Source organism: Sphingobacterium sp. 40-24 (assembly GCF_001899705.1).
Lineage (GTDB): Bacteria > Bacteroidota > Bacteroidia > Sphingobacteriales > Sphingobacteriaceae > Sphingobacterium > Sphingobacterium multivorum.
In genome coordinates this window covers 1-19,655 of sequence record NZ_MKWH01000037.1, presented here as the reverse complement: position 1 = coordinate 19,655, position 19,655 = coordinate 1, and the positions used below count along the sequence as shown (strand labels likewise).

General features: G+C 39.5%; 20 protein-coding genes. 10 read left to right on the top strand and 10 right to left on the bottom strand.

Annotated elements, in window-relative coordinates; genetic code table 11:
* Positions 1-101 precede the first annotated feature (101 nt).
* From BGP15_RS14845 to BGP15_RS14830, 4 genes are all read left to right on the top strand, one after another.
* On the top strand, positions 102-1,091 hold the full coding sequence (locus BGP15_RS14845) for a cation diffusion facilitator family transporter (RefSeq protein WP_286769961.1): 990 nt from the start codon (positions 102-104) through the stop codon (positions 1,089-1,091).
* A gap of 146 nt (positions 1,092-1,237) precedes the next feature.
* Positions 1,238-3,028, top strand: coding sequence for a translation elongation factor 4 (lepA, locus tag BGP15_RS14840; RefSeq protein WP_046672392.1), 1,791 nt, complete (start codon positions 1,238-1,240; stop codon positions 3,026-3,028).
* A gap of 64 nt (positions 3,029-3,092) precedes the next feature.
* Entirely contained in the window at positions 3,093-3,980 is an 888-nt protein-coding gene (locus BGP15_RS14835; RefSeq protein ID WP_046672391.1) for a bifunctional 5,10-methylenetetrahydrofolate dehydrogenase/5,10-methenyltetrahydrofolate cyclohydrolase, read from the top strand.
* Positions 3,981-4,066: 86 nt separating this feature from the next.
* Positions 4,067-4,609, top strand: coding sequence for a hypothetical protein (locus BGP15_RS14830; protein WP_070566155.1), 543 nt, complete (start codon positions 4,067-4,069; stop codon positions 4,607-4,609).
* 95 nt (positions 4,610-4,704) lie between these two features.
* Here BGP15_RS14830 and BGP15_RS14825 read toward each other — a convergent pair whose 3' ends face one another.
* The gene (locus BGP15_RS14825) at positions 4,705-5,574 is read right to left on the bottom strand and encodes a serine hydrolase (protein WP_286769960.1); all 870 of its coding nucleotides are present in this window, start codon (positions 5,572-5,574) and stop codon (positions 4,705-4,707) included.
* 156 nt (positions 5,575-5,730) lie between these two features.
* On the opposite strand from BGP15_RS14825, the gene BGP15_RS14820 reads away from it, so the two are divergent.
* A complete protein-coding gene (locus BGP15_RS14820; RefSeq protein WP_286769959.1) occupies positions 5,731-6,273 on the top strand; it encodes a DUF1543 domain-containing protein in 543 nt (180 codons plus the stop codon).
* A gap of 75 nt (positions 6,274-6,348) precedes the next feature.
* Here the strand turns inward: BGP15_RS14820 and BGP15_RS14815 are convergent, their stop codons facing one another.
* From BGP15_RS14815 to BGP15_RS14790, 6 genes are all read right to left on the bottom strand, one after another.
* Complete coding sequence (locus BGP15_RS14815) at positions 6,349-7,824, bottom strand: amino acid permease (protein ID WP_046672387.1); 1,476 nt, start codon at positions 7,822-7,824, stop codon at positions 6,349-6,351.
* A gap of 132 nt (positions 7,825-7,956) precedes the next feature.
* Positions 7,957-8,604, bottom strand: coding sequence for an NAD(P)-dependent oxidoreductase (locus tag BGP15_RS14810; protein WP_046672386.1), 648 nt, complete (start codon positions 8,602-8,604; stop codon positions 7,957-7,959).
* A 7-nt stretch (positions 8,605-8,611) separates the two neighbouring features.
* Positions 8,612-9,025 (bottom strand): RrF2 family transcriptional regulator, encoded by a 414-nt coding sequence (locus BGP15_RS14805; RefSeq protein ID WP_112375580.1) that lies wholly within the window; start codon positions 9,023-9,025, stop codon positions 8,612-8,614.
* Positions 9,026-9,140: 115 nt separating this feature from the next.
* Positions 9,141-9,827 carry a peptidase associated/transthyretin-like domain-containing protein gene (locus tag BGP15_RS14800; RefSeq protein WP_053003519.1) on the bottom strand — a complete coding sequence of 229 codons (687 nt, stop codon included), beginning with the start codon at positions 9,825-9,827 and terminating at the stop codon, positions 9,141-9,143.
* A 121-nt stretch (positions 9,828-9,948) separates the two neighbouring features.
* Positions 9,949-11,895: a M1 family metallopeptidase gene (locus tag BGP15_RS14795; RefSeq protein WP_239468752.1), complete on the bottom strand. Its 1,947-nt coding sequence runs from the start codon at positions 11,893-11,895 to the stop codon at positions 9,949-9,951.
* Positions 11,896-12,064: 169 nt separating this feature from the next.
* On the bottom strand, positions 12,065-12,412 hold the full coding sequence (locus tag BGP15_RS14790; protein WP_070566141.1) for an ArsC family reductase: 348 nt from the start codon (positions 12,410-12,412) through the stop codon (positions 12,065-12,067).
* 328 nt (positions 12,413-12,740) lie between these two features.
* Here BGP15_RS14790 and fbaA point away from each other — a divergent pair, with 328 nt between their 5' ends.
* From fbaA to BGP15_RS14775, 3 genes are all read left to right on the top strand, one after another.
* On the top strand, positions 12,741-13,820 hold the full coding sequence (fbaA, locus tag BGP15_RS14785) for a class II fructose-bisphosphate aldolase (RefSeq protein ID WP_046672381.1): 1,080 nt from the start codon (positions 12,741-12,743) through the stop codon (positions 13,818-13,820).
* Between the two features lie 158 nt (positions 13,821-13,978).
* Positions 13,979-14,653, top strand: a complete 675-nt coding sequence (locus BGP15_RS14780; RefSeq protein WP_286753175.1) for a head GIN domain-containing protein — start codon at positions 13,979-13,981, stop codon at positions 14,651-14,653.
* A gap of 233 nt (positions 14,654-14,886) precedes the next feature.
* Positions 14,887-15,555 (top strand): sterol desaturase family protein, encoded by a 669-nt coding sequence (locus BGP15_RS14775; RefSeq protein ID WP_236585996.1) that lies wholly within the window; start codon positions 14,887-14,889, stop codon positions 15,553-15,555.
* 104 nt (positions 15,556-15,659) lie between these two features.
* On the opposite strand, the gene BGP15_RS14770 is transcribed toward BGP15_RS14775, so the two are convergent.
* Positions 15,660-16,073, bottom strand: a complete 414-nt coding sequence (locus tag BGP15_RS14770) for a group III truncated hemoglobin (RefSeq protein WP_286769958.1) — start codon at positions 16,071-16,073, stop codon at positions 15,660-15,662.
* Between the two features lie 167 nt (positions 16,074-16,240).
* Between BGP15_RS14770 and BGP15_RS14765 the strand changes: the two genes are divergently transcribed.
* On the top strand, positions 16,241-16,807 hold the full coding sequence (locus tag BGP15_RS14765) for a hypothetical protein (RefSeq protein WP_286769957.1): 567 nt from the start codon (positions 16,241-16,243) through the stop codon (positions 16,805-16,807).
* Positions 16,808-16,995: 188 nt separating this feature from the next.
* On the opposite strand, the gene BGP15_RS14760 is transcribed toward BGP15_RS14765, so the two are convergent.
* Positions 16,996-17,532 carry an ExbD/TolR family protein gene (locus BGP15_RS14760; RefSeq protein ID WP_286769956.1) on the bottom strand — a complete coding sequence of 179 codons (537 nt, stop codon included), beginning with the start codon at positions 17,530-17,532 and terminating at the stop codon, positions 16,996-16,998.
* Between the two features lie 388 nt (positions 17,533-17,920).
* Positions 17,921-18,463 carry a hypothetical protein gene (locus BGP15_RS14755; RefSeq protein WP_286769955.1) on the bottom strand — a complete coding sequence of 181 codons (543 nt, stop codon included), beginning with the start codon at positions 18,461-18,463 and terminating at the stop codon, positions 17,921-17,923.
* 171 nt (positions 18,464-18,634) lie between these two features.
* Here BGP15_RS14755 and BGP15_RS14750 point away from each other — a divergent pair, with 171 nt between their 5' ends.
* Positions 18,635-19,525: a winged helix-turn-helix domain-containing protein gene (locus tag BGP15_RS14750; RefSeq protein WP_286769954.1), complete on the top strand. Its 891-nt coding sequence runs from the start codon at positions 18,635-18,637 to the stop codon at positions 19,523-19,525.
* Positions 19,526-19,655: the final 130 nt, after the last annotated feature.

Genomic DNA, 19,655 nt, shown 5'->3' with positions numbered 1-19,655 from the left:
CTGATTTGTCGTTATATCTTTACCTTTGCGCTCACAAAAATGTTGGCTAGTCCTCATTTCATCATTTGCTCATAAACGGTTTCATATAGAAGATAAGCATCATGTCAAGACAAAGAAGATTGGTTTTATTATCGCTTTTTACGGGAATAGGTCTGATGATCGTGAAGTTTTTTGCCTACTTCTTAACGGACTCCAGTGCAATCTTTACAGATGCGGCAGAGAGTATTGTTAATGTGATTGCTTCGGGTTTTGCATTTTATAGTATTTATCTTTCGGCACAGCCTAAGGATGAGAATCATCCTTACGGGCATGGTAAAGTGGAGTTCTTTTCGGTGTTTTTGGAAGGTGGACTTATTTTCATCGCTGGAGCCATTATCTTAGCCAAGGCTTGTTACAATCTTTTCTTTCCTGCAGCGTTAACACACCTCGAACAAGGGATTTATCTGATTGGTATTACATCTGTGCTAAATTTTGCTGTCGGATTCTATATCATGAAGCGCGGGCGTGCATTGGGCTCCATTACCTTGGTGGCAGATGGAAAACATCTGCAGGTCGATGCCTATAGTACGGTCGGATTGATACTGGGGTTATTGTTGATGAAACTGACCGGTTTCCTGTGGATCGATGTAGTCATCTCCATTGTATTGGGGCTTTTTATTCTCTTCAATGGTTATAAGCTACTTCGCCAATCGATCGGTGGATTGATGGATGAATCGGATACAGCACTTGTGCAGGATGTTGTTGAAATCTTGGAGCGCAATCGGAAAGATGAATGGATTGATGTCCATAATCTTCGTGTACAGCGCTATGGGAACGAACTCCATGTAGATTGCCACCTTACACTTCCCCGTTACCTTGACCTTACCCAGGTGCACGATGAAATTTCTGCTGTGGATAAGATTGTCAATAAGGAGATGTCGGTACGAACCGAATTTTTTGTTCATGCGGATCCTTGTCTTCCACAGTGCTGCCAGTATTGCCAGGTTGACAATTGCCCAATTCGTACGGAGCAATTTCGGGTAAGAATTTCTTGGGATACGGAAAATGTTACGCGGAATCAAAAACATTTTTTATATGCTATTGCCGAATAGGGAATACTGTTTCTTTCTCCTAATTAACAGGCATACGGTATCGTCTGATTTCTTCATGTATAGTAAACTAAAAAAAAGCTAGGTTATATAAATATATATAAAAAAAGGTATCTTTGCCTTTTAGCAAAAGAGTTTAAAAATCCTATATGAAGCACATTCGTAATTTCTGTATTATTGCGCATATTGACCATGGCAAAAGTACTTTGGCAGACCGCCTTTTAGAGTATACCAATACCATCAGTCAGCGTGAGGCACAGGCACAATTACTTGATAATATGGATTTGGAACGTGAACGTGGTATTACGATCAAGAGTCACGCCATCCAAATGAATTATAAAAGAGATGGTCAGGAATATATCTTGAACCTAATCGATACCCCGGGACACGTGGATTTTTCTTATGAGGTGTCGCGTTCAATTGCTGCCTGCGAGGGCGCTTTATTGATCGTTGATGCATCTCAAGGTATTCAGGCCCAAACGATTTCAAATTTATATCTGGCGTTGGAACATGATTTGGAAATTATCCCGATCCTCAACAAAATGGATCTTCCAGGTGCTATGCCAGAAGAAGTCAAAGATCAGATTGTGGATTTGATCGGTGGTGACCGTGATGCGATTATTCCTGCATCCGGTAAAACAGGTCTTGGGGTTCCGGATATTTTGGAAGCTATTGTAGACCGTATTCCACATCCGGTGGGTGATCCTGACGGACCTTTGCAAGCCTTGATTTTTGACTCTGTTTTCAACTCATTCCGTGGTATCATGGCTTATTTTAAAGTTGAAAATGGTGAAATCCGTAAAGGCGACCGCGTGAAATTTGTTGCCACTGGGAAAGAATATTTTGCCGATGAAATTGGGACGCTGAAGTTGAATCAAGTACCCAAAGAAGTCATTAAGACCGGTGATGTTGGTTATATTATCTCTGGAATTAAGGAGGCACGTGAAGTGAAAGTGGGGGATACCATTACGCATAAAGATCGTCCTTGTTCTGAGGCTATCCAAGGGTTTGAAGAGGTGAAACCGATGGTCTTTGCGGGTATTTATCCTGTAGATACGGAAGATTACGAGGAGTTGCGTGAATCTATGCACCGTTTGCAGCTGAACGATGCTTCTTTGGTGTTTGAACCAGAGTCGTCAGCAGCCCTGGGTTTCGGCTTCCGTTGTGGGTTCTTGGGTATGCTTCACATGGAGATTATTCAGGAGCGCCTCGAGCGCGAGTTTGATATGACGGTTATCACGACAGTTCCCAACGTATCTTATAAGGCCTATATGACCAAAGATAAAGAGGAAGTGATCGTACATAATCCTTCAGATCTACCAGATCCAAGTAAATTGGATTCAATCGAAGAGCCCTATATCAAAGCTAATATTATTACGAAATCGGATTTCGTAGGACCAATTATGTCTCTTTGTATCCAGAAACGTGGTACGATCATGAATCAGCATTATTTGACGTCAGATCGTGTTGAATTGGTTTTTGAAATGCCAATGGGAGAAATTGTATTTGACTTTTATGATAAGTTGAAAACAATCTCTAAAGGTTATGCTTCATTTGATTACCACCAGATTGGTTATCGCAAGTCAGACTTGGTCAAATTGGATATCCGATTGAACGATGAACCTGTAGATGCCCTGTCGTCGTTAATTCACAGAAGTAATGCCTATGATTTTGGTAAAAAGATCTGTGAAAAACTAAAAGAACTGTTACCACGTCAACAATTTGAAATTCGTATCCAAGCGTCAATCGGCGCAAAGATCATCGCACGTGAGACGATCTCCGCTTTACGTAAAGATGTTACGGCAAAATGTTATGGTGGTGACATCTCCCGGAAGCGTAAGCTTTTGGAGAAACAGAAGAAAGGTAAGAAACGCATGCGTCAGGTTGGGAACGTAGAGATTCCGCAATCTGCATTTATGGCGGTATTGAAATTAGATTAATCAAAATAACACTATAATAAAGGAGCTCTTGGGCTCCTTTTAAATACAATAAAATCTCCTAAACATGAATCTATTAGATGGTAAACTAGTTTCCGAAAAAATTAAAGAGCAAATTGCGTTAGATGCGGCTGAATTTACGACACAGACTGGCCGCAAACCTCATCTGGTTGCTATCCTTGTGGGGAATGATGGTGGTAGCGAAACCTATGTGGCCAGCAAAATGCGCAACTGTCAACTGGTCGGTTTTGAATCAACAAACATTCGTTATGATGAAAACATTACCGAGGATGAATTGATCGCTAAGGTCAAAGAAATCAATCAGGATGAGTCTATTGACGGTTTGATTGTTCAGCTGCCTTTACCAAAACATATTGATCCGGATAAAGTTACCGAAGCAATTGATTACCGCAAAGATGTGGATGGTTTCCACCCAATCAACCTCGGGCGCATGCAACGTAATCTTCCTTGTTTTATTCCAGCAACACCATATGGTATTATGCTGATGTTGGAATATTATAAGATCGATACTGCAGGCAAGCACGCCGTTGTGGTTGGAAGAAGCAATATCGTAGGATCGCCAATGAGTATCTTACTGGCACGTAATTCCAATCCAGGTAATTGTACAGTGACATTAACACATAGTCGTACAAAAGATCTTAAAACGGAGGTTCTGAGAGGCGACATCGTTGTTGCAGCAATTGGTAAGAAAAATTTTGTTACGGCCGACATGGTTAAAGACGGTGCAGTAGTGATCGATGTGGGTATCAATAGAGAAACTTCTACAGCAACGAAATCTGGTTTTAAGTTATATGGGGATGTTGATTTTGAAAATGTTGCTCCTAAGGCCTCGTGGATTACACCTGTTCCAGGAGGCGTAGGTTTGATGACGATTGTTGGTTTATTGAAAAATACGCTCGAAGCTGCGAAAGGAACGATCTATCCAAAGCAATAATTTTGTCTATTTGGCATAGAAGTTGTAAATTGATGGAAGCGCGCTCTGATGAGCCGTTGAAAACTACACTCATAAATCAATTTATAATGAAAAAAATTGCACTTTTAGCAGTCGTAGCAGGAGCATTGGTGATGTCTTCTTGCAACAATTCGGAGAAAAAAGACACTACAGCGACAGATTCGGCACAAACCGTCGGTGAGCATGTAGATGCGGCGATCGCAGATTTGAAAAATGCGGAAGAAAATGCGCGTTTGAAAGCAGAACAAGCAAAAAAGGATCTGGATGAAGCTATCGCAAAAGGTGATAAAGCAGCTGAAGAAAAAGCTCGCGCTGCTTCTGAAGAAGCTAATACTGCCTGGGAAAAAACCAAGGCTGCGCTACGTAATGCCGGTGAGGATGTAAAAGAGGGATTGAAAGATGCAAAAGATGCGACAGTGGATGCAACGAACACGGCTGTTGATAAAACAAAGGATGCTGCAAAAGATGTCGCTGACGGTACGAAGAAAGTTGCAAATGATGTTGCGACTGGAACGAAAGAGGCCGCTAAAGATGTAAAAGATGCTTCCAAAAAAGTAGGTGACGATATTAGCCGGAAAGCAAAAAATGTAGGTGAAGCGTTAAAGAATTAGTCGACGTATTTCATTTTAAAGATAGGGAAGGTGGGCACTTTTTTGAGTGCCCACCTTTTTTATATCATATCGTTATCATATTGACTTCAATACGCTTATTGGTAATAATCCCATAACAATTTGGAGAGCTTACGGGTAAGTGCCTCTGCTTCATTTGTTTTACCCCAGCTTTTGTCCGTGTTGTTCTTGGTGAAAATACTGAAAACGTAATCTCCTTTCGGCGCATTGACCAAAATGACCTCATTGCGTACGTCATCTAAAGAGCCTGTTTTTGAGGCTGTTTTGATAGTGGAAGGGATTTGCGATAGCCCTCTCTCGTCATAGAACATGTTGCCCATAAAACGATACATCTGATCGGAAGATTTTGAGGACACAACTTTGCCTTGTCGGATTAGTGTGACCAAGTCGGCCATTTCTTTTGGTGTAGTCTGGCCCCAACCATATTTTTCCCAATCCGGTTTCCGCCCCTCTGTCTGCGAGTTGACACGTGTATGGGGCAGTTGAAGGCTACTCATTAATTGATTGATTGCGATACCTCCTCCTGCTAGCTTTTGATTCCAAATGCTGGTTACATTATCACTATACGATAGCATAAGTGCGACCAAGGTTTTCAGGTCAACTTGTGTACTATCCTTAAAGAACTGCATAAGTCCTGAGCCACCATAGCGTTGACTCGAACGGTAGAGTAGTTGCTGATCAAGTTGTAGTTCACCTTTTTCAATTTTATCAAAGATACCGACTAAAATGGGGATTTTGACAATGCTTGCTGTAGGGAAAATGCTGTCGCCCTGAATGTTGACTTCTTTATTTTTTTTAAGATGGTGTACATAAATGCCAACATCGCCTTGAAAACCCTGAATGAGCTGTTTTATCTGTGATTTGAGTTTTTTATCGGTAGCGGCTTTTTGTCCAAAGGACAGTAATGATAAGAATAGTAACGTAAATGATAGGAATATTTTGTGCATTGTGAAGTTATAATGTATGTTAAATGTGGTGGATAATAGTTATTTTTATTTTATATAGGGCTTAAGTTATGAAATATCCATGATTCGTACGCATAAACATCGCTGAAAAATAAACTGGATATTCTAGTATGGACATTGAAAGACTGGTTTTTGACTATGAAGTTATTTATGATTTTGATCGGTTGTAAGCCGAAAAATAGACGGACAGAACAGCATGACATTTTCTTTGGCATTGGGAATGAGCTCAAGGATTTTGTTGATCCCATTAAAGATTTTTGGCCTGAGGCTGATGGTAAAATCCATATTGATGCCTACCGTATTGTCCATAAGATCGGGGAATATGAAATTAAGGTTACTGAAAGGGGGAATGGACAGGCTGTTGATTCGGAAGTGAAATTGTTTTTTGTTAATTTAGGGGGATACAAACCGAATGAATTTGATGAGTTCCATTACAAAGAGCTTATTGTTGCATCGAGTTTGGCCAAGGCTACTGAAAAGGCAAAACGAACTGTTTTTTGGAAGCACCACAGTTCGGCACACATCGATGATAAGTATGGTTTGGATGTTGATGATATTTATGAGATCGAAGATTTGCTATTACCTCATGATAAAGAGCAGTATAGTATTCAAATTACCCCAAAGACCGGTTTGGAAGAAGATACCATTGCGAATGGCTATTTTAAACTGAGCGCGTTATAGAGGGAATGCGCTATTCGATTTCTTAAACATAAAAAAGGCTTCTCTATAAAGAAGCCTTTTTTATGTTTAACCAGCTTATTGTTGGTTCTGATGTTGTTTTCTAATGACACTATGTTTTTTGCCGTATACAAAATAAATCAATAAGCCTATACCAAGCCAGACGGCCAAACGCTCCCAGCTTTCTATTGGCAATGAAGCCATCATTAAAATACAGACCAAGATTCCCATGATCGGAACGAAAGGAACCAGTGGTGTTTTAAATGGGCGCTCCAAATTGGGGTCTGTTTTACGTAGTACTAAAATACCTACACATACGAGGGTGAAGGCAAATAAGGTACCGATACTTACCATATGGCCAAGGTCTGAAACTGGAACGAAACCTGCGAATATACTGACGAATACCATGAAAATAGCGTTTGTTTTCCAAGGAGTCTGTCTTTTGGATAAGTCTGAGAATATCTTTGGAAGCAAACCATCCTTACTCATCGAATAAAATACGCGGCTCTGACCAAGTAACATCACGAGAATAACTGAAGTGTATCCTGCAATAATCGTAATAATCAACGCTGTATTTAAGAAATGGTAGCCTGTTCTGGCAAAAGCTGTCGCAACTGGCTTAGCGTCCCCCTTAAACATCGTGTAATGTTCGATTCCGGTCATTACGTAGGAGAATAAAACATACAAAAGTGTACAGATTATTAATGAACCGATGATACCTATAGGCATACCTTTTTTTGGATTTTTTGCTTCTTGGGCAGCTGTACTCACCGCGTCAAAACCGATGAATGCAAAAAATACAACGCCTGCAGCACGCAATACACCGCTGATGCCAAAGTGGCCAAAGTCATCACTCTTTAGAAATGACCAGAAGCTTTGTTGCCCACTTTTTACAAGCTCTTCACCTGCATTTACAGGAATAAATGGATCGTGGTTTGCAGGATTGATAAAACTCCAACCCAAGGCGATAAAAATCAATACGACGCCGACTTTTAGAATTACCAAAATATTGTTTACACGGGATGATTCCTGTGTGCCACGCATCAGCAATAGCGAGAGTAAACAAACAATAATGATCGCAGGTAAGTTAACCACGCCACCTTCCCAAGGGCCTTTGAGTAGGGTATCGGGGAGTTGGATATGGAATATCATCAGGAGCTGGTTGAAATATTGGGACCAGCTGACGGCTACTGTAGCTCCTGCTAGTGCATATTCGAGGACGAGATCCCAGCCGATAATCCAGGCGACAAATTCACCCATTGTGGCATAGGAATACGTGTAAGCACTTCCTGCAACAGGAATCATAGAGGCAAATTCGGCATAACAAAGACCTGCGAACCCACAGCCTACTGCTGCGATAATGAAAGATAGGATAACAGCTGGCCCTGCATTTTCAGCAGCGGCAATTCCTGTTAGGGAGAAAAGTCCTGCCCCAATGATGGCCCCAACACCGAGGGCGATAAGGCCCGAGCTGGACAGTGTCCTCTTTAGCGTGTGTTCACCATTTTCATTTGCTTCAGCAATGAGTTGAGGAATCGATTTTTTAAATAGCATAGGATTAATTCTTTACGATTATTTAGCTTTTTAATTGTTTAATTAATGTCAAATATAAATGATCTCAATGAAAAAAGGGAAGATTGCTCCTCCCTTTTGTAATAAAATCTGAATCAAATGCTTGTTTGGGTACTAATATGCTGCTGTAAAGCGTTTATTGAGGAATTGTTTGTTCTCAATTTCGTCTGCTATTGCTACAGCAAGATCCTCTACTGATAACCTAGATCGACCTTCCTGGTCAAATACAGGAGCATCAAGGCCTGTACGGTATTTTCCTGTACGGGTTCCACCAGCATGGGAATTCATTTCTATAGCAGGACTAAACATGGTCCAGGTAAGTTGATCTTCTTTTTGGATGGTTTTCAGGTAATCTGCTGCAGCTAAAGCCCCAGGTTTAATTTCTTTTGGAAAATCCGGTGAATCGACCAGTCTATTTCCATCAATCAATAAACTTCCTGCACCACCAATAACAATGAAACGATTGATACCGGCATCCTTAACAGCCTGTTGGATTGCCAATGCACCTTTTGTAAAATCTTCATAAAGATTAGGGTTGGTCCATCCGGCATTGAAAGCCGAAACAACAACATCAACACCTTTTAGAGCAGAAACCAATTGATTATTATCATTGATATCTACTTGGAGTTTGGTTACTTTTTCACTCGATGGAATATTTTCGGTGTGGCGGGCGATCGCAACGACGTCATAGTTGCGGTCTACCAATTCTTTTACGAGATGAGATCCTACGTATCCTGTGGATCCAATTACTGCTACTTTCATGTTTCCTTTAATTAAATGTTTTGCTAAAATCAGCTAGGGTTATCTTTTCCAAACGCTGTACAATATCAGTGTCGACTTCCTGATACAGATCCTGGAGTTTGGAGTTGATATTTTTGCCAACAACACAGGCCGGATTGGGATTGTTAAATTTCCCGCCGAAATCGCTTTGCTTGGTGCTGATATAAATATCAGCCAAGGTAATCGTTGGATTCTCGGGATTTATGCGAATACCGCCGCCCTTACCTTCTTTACTCGTGAGTAAAGATGCTGTTTTAAGAGATGCAATTTCTTTGCGAACCACACTTGCATTGACCTGAATGCTTGACGCAATATATTCAGAAGAAAGCCATTGATTTGCCTCCTCTAACTGTGCCAGAACCATAATGTGTAATGCTGTTGCGAACCTCAAGTTGTGTAACATCCTATGCTGATTTTTCTAAATTATAACACAAAGTAACAGAAAAGGTTTTAAACTGAAATAAAAATTATTACAGTTTAAAACCTTCTGACAATCACGTGATAAAAGTGTATGTTTTTTATTTTTTCTCGTTAAATTTTTTATAACTATCCATGATATAGACCTTCAGCGTCTCTTGGCTACTGTTTTGGATAAATTTATAAGATGGTCTAAATCGTTCCTTAAACAGGGCTAGATCCGAACCATTGAGCGGAGTCAATTCTTTGATCAGGTTTTCTGTGAATTTTCGATCAACTGCTCTTTTTTCGAGTTCATCGACCAGAAGTTTATAGTTTGAACGGGCTTGTTTTCCCTCTTTGCTAAATATGCGGCTTGGAGAAATCCGTACTCCACCGCGATTTTGACTGGCGTCAGAATACTTTCCTAAAGTCTTCTCGCGCTGGATTTCAGCAGCAAGTCTGCTGTCTGTCATCCGTTCGACGACAACTTCACTCAGTTCGATAACATTATTCATTCTGTTCAAATAGATTCTGCGTAAGCTTGTATCATAAATGAAGACTGTATCCTGTTCGTATCCGACGGCCTTGATCAACAAGAGGTCGTTTATATTGGCGTCAATAGCAAAGGAGCCATCTCTATTGGTCTGTACTTCAACCTTGGTTCTTAAATTTTGGATCTGTGCAGCCTCGATTTTCTCACCGCTGACAAGTTCCATAATAATCCCCTTGGTTTTTTCCTGTGCAACAAGATGTCCACTCATTAGCGTAATAAGTAAGCAGCTTAGAATCGTTTGTAAGATTTTCATGCGAATAAATATAGTTATGTATTTTCAATCTATGAATGAACAGGATATTTGCTGTTTTGTTTACGCCGTACGTTCATGATTGTTCTCTAGCCAAAAATAACGAATAGATTTTGAAAATTTGCTAATTTGCTTTCCACGAATTATTGTCTGGATTCTTGTCTGGCATAACCATGTCTGGATCTAACTGTACGGATTGCAATGATTCTGTGGTCGGTATTTTAAATTGCCATACATCGTTTCTTTCCCAGATTTCCACCGGTAGTTTTTTTCGGATCTTCTTGCCCGATACGGTTGTCGCTTCAATAATAACTGGCATCGGTAATTTTTCGAGATTTTCCACGGTGACAAGTGCGCCAAATTTTGGCTCGTTGTTGACATAGGATACTGATTTTATACCTTGGTCCATTTGCCAGTTGTTGACAAACCACCCGCGCCAGAACCAGTTTAGGTTTTCTCCAGCACCGTTTTCAATGGCTTTGAAGAAATCCTCTGGAGTAGGGTGTTTGTAAGCCCATTCTTGGATATATTTTTTAAAAGCGTAATCGAAGCGCTCAGGACCGATGATTTCGTTTCGCAATAATTTCAGTCCATAAGCTGGCTTATAGTAGACCAAAGCACCAATATTACGTTCTTTCATGTTTTGCGGAGTACTCATGATCGGTTCAAGATTACGGGCAGTAAAGATGTAGGATCTGCTCGCCTGATTACGGTAATATTCACCATTATTGAATTCCTTTGTAGCGAGTTCGTTAATAAATGTATTGAACCCTTCATCCATCCAGCCATGTTCACGTTCGTTGGATGCGACAATCATTGGGAACCAATTGTGACCAAACTCGTGGTTAGTAACCCCCCAAAGTGAACCTGCTTTGGCCCGATTGCCACAGAACGACAAGGCTGGGTATTCCATTCCACCAACATTGGAAGCTACATTCACAGCTACAGGGTAAGGATATTCAAACCAGCTTTTTGAATAGATTTCAATTGCGGCTTTTGTATATTCTGTCGAGCGTTCCCAGGCATTGTTACTGTTACTTTCAATTGGATAGGCTGACAAAGCAAGGGATTTTTTTCCGCTGGGCAGATTGATCTTCGCACCATCTACTATAAATGCCGTAGAGGAGGCCCAGGCAATGTCTTGCGCATTATTAAGTTGATATTTCCAGGTTAAGGTTTTCTTGTCAGGTCTGGAGTTTTTTGCGGTAACTTCTTCGGCGGAGCGGATGATTACGGTTTCATCGCTACGTTGTGCCTGTTGGTATCGTTTGAGTTGCTCAGCTGTAAATACTTCCTGTGGGTTTAACAATTCGCCACCCAAGACAACCATGTGGTTTGCTGGAGTAGTGATCTCAACCTGGTAATTTCCGAATTCACGATAGAACTCTCCTGGTCCTGTATAAGGAAGCGTATTCCAACCTCTAATGTCGTCATAGACACACAGTCTTGGGAACCATTGTGCAATGGCATAGATTTTTCCGTTTTTTGTATCAAGTATACCGGTACGATCAGCTCCATATTTAGGAACGGTGTATTGGTATTTAATCTTAAAAGTTATTTTTCCGCCCTTGCTCTTTAATGCCGTCGGAAGTCGAAGCTGCATGCGGGTATCGTCAATAATATGTTCGATCGTATTTCCGTTTACGTCCGTAACCGATTGTATCTGATATCCACCATCAAAAGTGGAGTTGCCATCACCGTAACGGCTGTCGGTCAAGGGGGAGATCAATTGACCACGGCCATGTTGTGAAAACATATTTTGATCTAACTGCAACCACAGATAGTTCATATTGTCCGGACTATTGTTACTATAAGTAATCTCAACAGCTCCTGTAATTTGATCATTTTGATCATTCAGGGAAGCCTGAATTTTATAATCGGCTGCATTTTGCCAGTAGGCAGGGCCCGGTTTTCCGGCTGCGGAACGATATTCGTTACCATTATTTTTAAAAAACAAGGGTGCAAAGGCCTCAGTATAGCTATAATTGGATGTTTTCTCCTGTGCAAAGGCCGGATAAGCATAGCTCAACGCAACAAGGCTTAAAGAAGCCAGTGCAATTCTTTTCATCATACGTTTACTTAAATTATGTTTATTTGCTCCAATATACAATGAAAAGTACATTGAGCCAAAAAAAACGAAAACGACGTCTTAAAAGTTAAGGGAAAAAGGGGGACTTTAAAGGTGTATTTGGTACAATTGGAGGCTTTTTAAGACCTCCATTCCAGGGAGCTTTCTGGAACTATTTTAAATTTGTTACGTACTCTGTTTCATTAAAACCAAGTAATATGCCTTTATTGTATTCAATAACGGGACGTTTAATCATACTCGTGTTTTCCTGAAGCACCTTATTGGCGCTATTACTGTCTACGACTTGTTCTTGAGTTTCCGGAGATAGTTTTTTCCATGTAGTTCCCTTTTTATTCACTAAGGCCTGCCAGTCTACCTGTGTTTCCCATTCTTTTAATTTATCCTCACTGACACCTTCTTTTTTGAAGTCATGAAATTGAAAGGGGATATTGTTGTCTTCCAACCATGTAAGTGCTTTTTTTACTGTGTTACAATTTTTGATACCGTATACCTGTAGCATAATAGTGACAATTTGGTGAATCCAAATTTAATCAATCTCGACACAATATTTAAAATAATTCGTATTTCTGAATACATTCAAGATGCCTTATCTGTGATCCAATGATAATTGCGGATATCCTGTTGTTCATGGTATTGGGAAAAATAGGGACAAGTGGACTATTCTATTCAAAGGAATAATCAGAGGTTTATGATTTGTTAAGATTCTATATTCCCTATGGATTGATAGTGTATTTAGTACACTATAAAAATTAGGAAGTAATAATAATTTTTAATAATTTAGTAGCTTCAAGTATAATGAAAGATTAAAATAAATCAATAACAGAAATATGAGCCTAAAAGATTTTAAAGGTGTATTGACAGGAGATCAAGTACAAGAGTTGTTTGAGGTAGCGAAGAAACATAAGTTTGCTTTGCCTGCGGTAAACATTATCGGAACAAACTCTATCAATGCGGTTATGGAAACTGCGAAAGCAGTAAATTCTCCTGTAATTATTCAATTGTCAAATGGTGGAGCGCAATTCTACGCTGGTAAAACCTTGAACAACGATAATTTACAAGCTTGTGTATTGGGAGCGGTATCTGCAGCACAACATGTTCATTTATTAGCTGAGCATTATGGTGTAGCGGTTATTCTGCATACAGATCACGCAGCTAAGAAACTTTTACCTTGGATCGACGGTTTGTTGGACGCTGGCGAGAAATTCTTTGCGCAACACGGAAAACCATTGTTCTCTTCTCACATGTTGGATTTATCGGAAGAGCCAATTGAAGAAAATATTGAAATTTCAGCTAAATACTTAGCACGTATGAAACCACTTGGTATGACCGTGGAGATCGAGTTGGGTGTTACAGGTGGTGAAGAAGATGGTGTTGACAACTCGGATGTAGATAGTTCAAAACTGTATACTCAGCCGGAAGAGGTTGCCTATGCTTTTGAAGAACTGTCTAAAGTATCTGACAAATTTACAGTGGCAGCTGCATTTGGTAACGTTCATGGTGTTTACAAACCAGGTAATGTGAAGTTGCAACCAGTTATATTACACAATTCACAAGAATATATTCGTGAGAAATATAATCTTACTGCTGAAAAACCAGTAAACTTTGTATTCCACGGTGGTTCTGGTTCATCTCCTGAAGAAATTGCAGAAGCGATTTCATACGGTGCAATCAAAATGAACATTGATACCGATATGCAATGGGCGTTTTGGGATGGTGTGAGAGCCTATGAAGCGAAAAACCACGATTATTTGCAAGGTCAAATCGGTAATCCTGAAGGAGCTGATTCTCCGAATAAAAAATATTACGATCCACGCGTTTGGTTACGTAAAGGTGAAGAAACTTTTGTTGCTCGTCTGAAAGAAGCGTTCGCTGATTTGAATGCAGTAGATGTCAATAGCAAACTATAAGTATAAGCTAAAAAATAGATTATAAAAACGTCTTTAGTGCCCCCAAAAAGTTAAACACTTTATGGGGGCATTTTTTTATGTCAAAATAGGTTAAAAATATTGTTCTTAGTAGGAATTGGCTTATTTTTTGACGAACAACAATAAAAAGTCAAGTAAATATGAAATTTTTAGGAGTCAGTGTAATTCTTTTATTAATTGCCCAAATGGGGTTTGGGCAGGTGAAGCAAAATGTTGGCGATTTTTCTTCGGTTGTAGCGACAGACAAGATTCAGGTGGAGTTGATTAAGTCCGACGAGTCCTTGGTGACGTTTGAAGGACAGAATCACGAGAATGTTAAGGTGGTCAACACAAATGGATCCTTGGTTTTGAAAATGAATACGTTGAACATGCTGCAAGGGGGGAATATCTCTGTGAAGGTGTATTACAAGAGTTTGAACAATGTGGAAGCAAAAAAAGGGGCCAAGGTATTTGCGACCACAAATAATACAGTTGCTGCTGATCACTTAAAAGTATATGCTTCAGAAGGTGGTCTGGTCGATCTCTATACAGCGGTAAAAACAGCTGAAATAAAAGTGACCTCAGGTGCTACAATCGCTTTGTATGGAAAGGCAAACAAACAGGAGATCATTTCGAATTTTGGCGGTAAATATGAAGGAAAAGATTTTAAGACGAACACCACGGTGGTCACCGTCAATGGTGGTGGTAAAGCGGATGTTTATGTTACTGATTCCATCGAAACCAAAACACGTGGCGGTGGCGTCATTGATGTTTATGGAAAACCAGAACAACGTGTAGAAAAGAAAATGGCTGGTGGAACAGTCAATTTTAAATAATTGAACTGTCTTGGATTTGTCAATTTTCTGATGCTTAGATTTTAGGTGATTGAAGCGAAAAGAGTGAAATTTAGGGTAGGAGATGGAATAAAAAGGGTTTAACTTAACCGGGGTAATGATCGTCGTTTAACCTTTTTATTAAAAAGGTCAGTTATTTTGTTTTTCTCATCAGAAACCTTCTTCATTTGTGCTTAAAATATCTATTTTTGTAAGGGAATAATAAAAATAGTATTATGGCAAAGCGTAATTATGTTTCAAATTCTACGGAATCTACGCGCATGTTCAAGAATGACTTTTTAGAGTCTTTGACGAAGGTGCATTGGAGTGTACCTTTGATTTTCTATGTACCCGTGGTTGTGTTCTTTTCGTATAAAGCGCTAGTTTGGGGAGAGGTTTCCTTCTTAACATACATGGGGTATTTTATTTTTGGTTTAGCTTTCTGGACTGCTTTTGAATATGCATTACATCGTTGGGTATTTCATTTTCACCCGACAACGGAATGGGGAAAGCGAATTGCTTTTATTTTCCATGGTGTGCATCATGATTACCCAAGAGACCGTATGCGTTTGGTGATGCCATTGTCAGCGAGTATTCCACTCGCTCTTTTGGTGTATCTTGGTTTTACATTGTTTTTCTCGAATGAGTTTATCCTGGCCTGCTTTTTCTCAGGTTTTATGGTGGGGTATTTGATCTATGACGAATGTCATTATGCGATGCACCATGCTAATTTTAAAAGCGGCATTTTCAAACGCATCAAGCAGCACCATATGTTGCATCATTATTCTGATCCCGAAAAAGGCTTTGGAGTAAGTTCTTCCTTATGGGATGAAATTTTACGCTCAGGTTTCGAAGAAAAGGAACCCAAAAAAGAATCTACTTCCTTAAAAGAAGAAAAAGCATAAATTGAATCACATCAACTAAAAAAGCCCTGGATAGTTTCCAAGGGCTTTTTTTATGGATTAATTTTTATTTATCAATGTGATCAAGTGGGCTTTGTAGGCCAACTTTAGATCAAGGGTTTCTTGTTGGGATTGGCCTGCAGGTATTCCAGTTTGAACTGAAACATTTGGGCCATTTTCTGCGCACGCCATTTGGCCTCTTCGGCCTTTTGTCCAATGTATAAGCAATCTACTGTTGCTTCGAATAAATTGAGCCATTGACCAAAGTGTTGTGCATCAATGGGTAAATTGATATGGGGTGGAAAAGGGCTGCCGAAATAACTATGTTCATCCAGCAGGATAGTCTGCCAGAAACTATACATCTTTTCAAGATGTATAGCCCAATTGTTTTGGATTCGTTCTTTAAAAATAGGTCCGAGCAAAGTATCTTTACGTATCGTCGTATAGAATTGATCTACTAATACTTTAATGTCATCGAGTGTCTGAATATCCTGTTTCATCGGCGTATGATCTATGCTCATGAATAAAGGCCTATAGCTGGATCAAAAACTTTTTCATGATGTTTATCTGGATTAAATGTAGTGACATTTATAGAGAATCGCATCACTTGGATGTAAAGATGTCTCGTTGAAATTTTGTAATTCTCTTTTATTGTCAGTAAATTGACTCAATACTAAGGGAAAAACATATGGGAAAATACGTTCTTTTTATCCTATTATCGATGGGATTTTATGCTGTTGAGGCACAGGTTACAACAATTTCGATCAATAAGGAAAATTTTCAGTCTTCTGGTTTTCCATTTAAGGGGAAGCGTGTGTTACAAGTGGAACGCCTTCAGACTCCAAAAGAAGATAATTATATTGTTTTTTCAAAAGAGGAACGGGGTGCTGATCCCGACAAACTTTATGTACAACAATTTCAGCAGATCGATGGAATGTGGCAGCTTGTTGCTGATGAATTGATATCCGAAGAAGGGATTGTTACGTCGGTTTGGGAATCTCGAAAGGCATTTTTTGATGCGGATAGGGATGGTAAATTGGATGCATTATTTATCTATTCAAGGCATCCAAAGGATGACCTGCAAAAGCAGCTAAGCTGTATTGGACTAGTTCTTTATAAGAATAAGTTTTACCGTCTCCGTGCAGAGGAAGCAGATGGTTATAGCCAAACAACGTTTTCGGACAATTATGCATCCCTACCGGTTGAGGTAAAAGAAAATGTGGAACGTTATTGGAATAATCTGGATAAAAGATAATATAGGCTACGCGTCTGGAATCTACCGAAAGATCGATGGATCATACGATCTTTCGGTAAACTTGTTATTGTATATTTGATCAAATAGTAAGCATTTCCGCATTTTTTGATCACTAATTGATTTTACCTATGAAAGGCTCATTCAATAGGTTATCTCAAAGCATGGACAAGATATCGTTTAAATCAATGTTACTGGAGTGCAGCGAGCAATTGCTTTTCTTCTTCGATTTGCGTTTTACTGATTACGTAACGTGAGATATGCTGGTCCTTCAAATGGTCTATCGTTTGAATAACATCTTTCGTGCGCGCTTCTTTGCTAGGTTTAATCAATACAATCATGTCCTTTGTATTGGGCATGGTGCTAATCTTAGCTTTTAACTGTGCAATAACAGCCGAGAGCCCTTTGTCGATATCTACCGGTATTTGTGAAGAGCTGATCGGTTTTTTGAAATCCCCATGATACCACATGAATTTTCCTTCGCCCAGGATAAGAGTTGCCGTGCGGTTTTCATCAATAAGAACCGAACTTTCTATAGCTGATTTAGTTTTGTCTGGCATGGCGATATCCATTGCAGATGGTTTATTTAATGTTGTGGTCAACATAAAAAATGTAATGAGAAGAAATGCGAGGTCTACCATCGCTGTTAAATCTACTTTAGGGGCCATTTTCCTGCTTCTTATTTTTTTCTTTCCCGTTTCTTGCGTTTTTTGATTTAATTCTGCCATGATCGTCATCTTTAGGTTAACACGTTGTTGTTACTCCTTATAATGATGGCAGAAAAGAATGGATTCCACAGTGTTTTTTAAAAAAAAAATGAAGTTTTTTTTAGATACTTTCTGTGTTTTTTTTCTTAACTGTTGGTAATCAGTTTTTTTACCTGGTGTTTTGGTTTGTTCGTTGTTGATCAGATTTGTTTAATTCGCTTGTTATTTTTCCTTTCATCCAATTTAGGTCGGTTGCTAGGCTGTCGAAATTTATCGAGTTGGTTTGGTGACTTAATTTGAGTAACAAGGTTACTTTCGTTGTGATTTTAATTTTTGTACAAATAGTTGTGTTTGCAAAAAAGCCCTTCAATGCTGAAAGGCTTTTCTTGTGGAGTGGTTGTTACGTTACTCAGCAAGCGCCTTGGTTAGGTATGCGTTTATAAATTATTTTGTTATCTCTTTGTACATAGTCGCCCGCTACTATTGGATACGAATACTTAGGCGCGTACATGACACCACGACCCCTTATCGTTATTTTGTCGTTTACTTTCAAGCTTCGCAATTGTTGAAATTCATTGGAATTTTCCAGGCCAAAACTGAGAATATAGTCTTCACGATTAATTCTAACCATCACACCGAAACCTAACTGTGCTCCTAGTGGAAGATAAAGCGAAGTTACAACTGCGGCTATGTCGGCAGAATTCTTTATCTGATTTTTTATTTTCGCCGCGTTGTCAAGTACTTTTATGCCTTCGGGAGATTCTTGCCATTTTTTGAACTTTATACCATTAGGAGTCGCTTCCCATTTATTCCTTTCGGCGGTCATTTCAGAACGAGTGCGTGATTTCGCAGCCGATTTTTTAAAAGTTTCATTTTTGATTTCGCGATTGGCAAATGCCAAGCCGCTTCCTATGGCAAGCGGTAAGACCAATACATAGATAATTTTTTTCATATTTTTAAAAGTTTAATGAAGATTCGATTTATCACAGTAAATTAGATCCGTTCAAACTTTTTTCTCGTATCCTTTTTAGCGTGATGTAACAAAAATACGTTGATGATACTTATATAGTGGGATTTAGACTGTAAATAGTGATGTAATCTTTGTAAATAAATTGTAAATCGTATGTCTGAAAGCCGAAATATTTTCTCAGGGAACCGGAAGTACTTGTATGGCGGGATAATGCTCTTGTTTATTGCAATGGCCTTTATCGCTTTTGATAAGACTGGTACAAACGATTTTGATAGCGCCAGGAGAGAAGTTTTGCTTCGGCGGATAGGGGATGAACTGCTTACACAGTCGGGTGACAGTAGATCAAGGGTGCTTCCGATTGAAAAGATTCAAGAAAATGAATATCAGATCAGGTTTGAGAATGAAATCACCTTTAAACCGGACTCGCTGGTGAGTGCTATTCAGCGCCTGTTGGTCAATGATCCTCTTGCCAGTGATTACGTTGTTAACGTCCTGAATTGTGGCAACTCAAGCGTAGCTTATGGATATGCTATTTCCAGTAATAAAAAAGATGATATTATTGCTTGCAGAGGAAGAGTGCAACCTAAAGGATGTTACATGGTTAACATTAAATTTAAACCTACCGGAATAAACACGGCAGCGAGTAGCCTTTTTTTGATTATTCTGTGGTTTTTAGTATTTGCTGGATTCATTTTTTTGAAAACGGATCGGAGGCGAAGTGCTGTGTTGTACGATCGAAATAACTCTGTTTTAGCCTTTGGGTCAGTTTTGTTTAATCCGCAGGAGCGAGAAATGGTCATTCATGACAACACGATTGATCTCACCGGAACGGAAACTCGTCTGTTGCATATTTTCGCCTTGTCACCTAACCAGACGATAGCACGAACCCGGCTGCAAAAAGAGATTTGGGAAGATGAGGGGATTATTGTCGGGCGCAGTCTAGATATGTTTATATCAAAACTTAGAAAAAAATTGGAGTTTGATCCGACTATCAAAATTACGGTTATACGTGGTAAAGGATATAAACTTGAGGTTAGTTCTTAAGAAGAGTAAGGGGACGGATTGGGCTAAAATGCAAAAAGCCTTTCATTTCTGAAAGGCTTTTTCTGCGGAGAGTGAGGGATTCGAACCCCCGAACCTGTGACAGTTAACGGTTTTCAAGACCGCCGCATTC